Consider the following 2,603-nt stretch of genomic DNA (forward strand, 5'->3'; position numbering starts at 1 on the left):
TCCACCGCAACCCCTCACCATCGAGGTGTTGCGACCACCCCTCGCATCCGCCTCGATGGTGATCAACCGGCCGTTCGTACGATCGAGCCACCGCGCAGATGGGCGCCGACCGTGCTCCTCGTCGTCCACAGCTCCCGCATCGACCCGAGTTGTCCCCAGGGCTCGTGGTGATCCTCCCCGTGCGGGGGCGGACGGCAGGACAGTTCGCGGCATGTCTCGTCCGTCCCGCGTCTCGCCGGCAGCCCTCGCGGACCTCGCCCCGTTGCGGGTGGCCCGCACGGCCGCCCTCGTGGCGATCGGCATGCGTCCGTCGACGATCGCGGCCCGGGTGCGCTCGGGCATGTGGCAGCGCCCGTTCCTCGGCGTGATCGTCATGCAGAGCGGCCCGCTGACCCGGGAGCAGTTCATCCTGGCCGCGATGCTCCACTGCGGGGACGACGCCGTGCTCACCGGCGCCGAGGCCGTCCGGAGGCACGGCCTTCACCGTGTCCCCTCGGGTCAGGAGCTGCACGTCCTCGTGGGGAAGGACTGCCGTCGGCAGAGTGGGCCCGATCTCGTCGTCGAACGGACCGGGCGGCTGCCTCCGACCGTCGAGCGCGACGGTGTCCGGGTCGCGCTCCTGGATCGAGCGCTCGTCGACAGCGTGCGGAGGACCCCGGGTCGAGATGACGTCCTGGCGACCCTGTCCGAGGCGGTGCAGAAACGGCGCACCACGGTGGATCGGTTGCTCACCGAGCTGGATGCGGGGAACCAGCGCGGGTCGGCGATGGCGCGGGAGGTCCTCTCCGAGGTGAACGACGGCATCCGGTCGGTCGCCGAAGGCTGGGGCCGCAGCCTCCACGGGAGGAGCACGCTGCCGCCGATGCTGTGGAACCCACGGCTGCTCCGCCGGGATCGCTCCCTCCTCGCATGCCCGGACGGTTACCTGCCGTGCGTGGGGATGGCGTGGGAGCACCACTCGGTCCTGTTCCATCCCCCGGAGCGCGAGGACGACGACGCCCGACGAATAGCCGACATGGTCGCTGCCGGCGTGGTCGTGGTCCAGCACCGCCCGCGCCGGCTGCTGACGGAGCCGGATCGGGTCCTCGACGAGTTGTTCGCGTACTACCGATTGGCGGCGTCGCGCCCGTGCCCCGATCTCGTCGTCGTTCCCGCATAGACCGACCCGTGACAGACGAACGGCCCGTCGATCACCATTGAAGGTGACCAACGGACCGCTCGTTCAGGTCGAACGCGGGCCGCGGACTCAGCCGCCGTAGCGGGCCGCGAGCTGGCCGCGGCAGATGCTCGTGTTGGCGTCGACCCCGACCTGGAACGACCGGGCCTTGCGCAGGTGCAGCGGCAGCGCCTCGACGCCGACGGTGCGCCCGCTCGGGTCCACGACCAACGGGTCCCCGTCCTCGGACGGGATCCCGAGCTCACGACGGCGGGCCCGGAGACGACGCAGGTCGTCCGAGGCCGGGGCCTCGCCGAGCGTCATCGCCGCCACCTGCTCCGGGGTCGCGCCGCCGCGCATCAGCGGCCGCACGACGAGGTCGGTGCCCGCCATGAGCGCCCGCTCGGTGAACGTGCGCCGCAGGTCGTCGAGCTCGTCGACCGCCTCCCCGACCTCGGTGCCGGCCATAGACCCGACGAACCCGGCCCGGGCCGCCACACCCGCGTTGATGGCGTCCGAGGCGAAGTGGTCGATCAGCACGACGTCGGGTCGGTCCACGCCGGGCACCGCCGCCACCGCGTCGTGCGCGTCGGCGACCATGAGGAAGGCGAAGTTCGGTGCGCAGAAGTACGTGGGCAGGCGCAGCTGCACGTGCGCGACCCCGCCGTCGACGTCGACCGACCCGACGAAGTCGAGCGAGACGACGTCGGTGTCGAGCTCGGGGTCGCGCACCGCGCGCAGCGCCTCCCACACCCGGGCCGCCGTCCCCGTCGCGGCCGCCGCGGCGGCCTCGTTGGAGCCGGCGATCCGGGTGTCGGAGAGCACGGTCATGCCTGGGCCACCGCCCGGTCCTCCACCAGCTCGGCGTCGTCGCTCGACGCCGGGGCCGACGTGTCGGCCGAGAGCTGGTACTCGGCAGGGACGTCGATGTCGTAGAGCCGCGCGGCGTTGAGCCCGAGGATCTTCTTCTTCCCGTCGACGCTGAGGCGCGGGTAGTCGTCGTAGTCGTGGCCCTCGGGGTAGTCCCAGTCCACGAGCCCCTCGACCTGCCACTTCGGGGTCCAGATGTTGTAGTCCGAGCCGAAGGTCATCTTGTCCTCGCCGACCCAGAACAGCAGCTCGCCCATCACCTTGGCGAAGAACCGCGGCCGGGCGTGCATGAGCCCACCGAGGACTTCTGCTTCATGGCCACGCAGGAGCCCAACGTCTACGCCGGCCTCTCGGTCGTCATCGGCGGCCTGATGCACGCCCGGCCGCGGTTCTTCGCCAAGGTGATGGGCGAGCTGCTGTTCTGGGTCGGCGAGGACAAGATGACCTTCGGCTCGGACTACAACATCTGGACCCCGAAGTGGCAGGTCGAGGGGCTCGTGGACTGGGACTTCCCCGAGGGCCACGACTTCGACGACTACCCGCGCCTCGGCGTCGAGGGCAAGAAGAAGATCCTCGG

3 protein-coding genes and 1 pseudogene are annotated in these 2,603 nt (G+C 71.2%); 2 read left to right on the top strand and 2 right to left on the bottom strand.

The window, feature by feature from the left end:
* The first annotated feature begins 211 nt into the window (after positions 1 to 211).
* Positions 212 to 1,159: a hypothetical protein gene (locus tag AC0CYZ_RS16335; RefSeq protein WP_472217174.1), complete on the top strand. Its 948-nt coding sequence runs from the start codon at positions 212 to 214 to the stop codon at positions 1,157 to 1,159.
* An 87-nt stretch (positions 1,160 to 1,246) separates the two neighbouring features.
* Here AC0CYZ_RS16335 and AC0CYZ_RS16340 read toward each other — a convergent pair whose 3' ends face one another.
* Entirely contained in the window at positions 1,247 to 1,987 is a 741-nt protein-coding gene (locus AC0CYZ_RS16340) for an iron-sulfur cluster assembly protein (protein WP_472217176.1), read from the bottom strand.
* On the bottom strand, positions 1,984 to 2,316 hold the full coding sequence (locus AC0CYZ_RS16345; RefSeq protein ID WP_472217178.1) for an amidohydrolase family protein: 333 nt from the start codon (positions 2,314 to 2,316) through the stop codon (positions 1,984 to 1,986). The genes AC0CYZ_RS16340 and AC0CYZ_RS16345 overlap by 4 nt, the downstream gene beginning before the upstream one ends.
* Before the next feature lie 9 nt (positions 2,317 to 2,325).
* Between AC0CYZ_RS16345 and AC0CYZ_RS16350 the strand changes: the two are divergent.
* A pseudogene (locus AC0CYZ_RS16350) lies at positions 2,326 to 2,603 on the top strand (amidohydrolase family protein); the annotation flags it as partial.

The organism is Actinomycetospora sp., assembly GCF_055612215.1.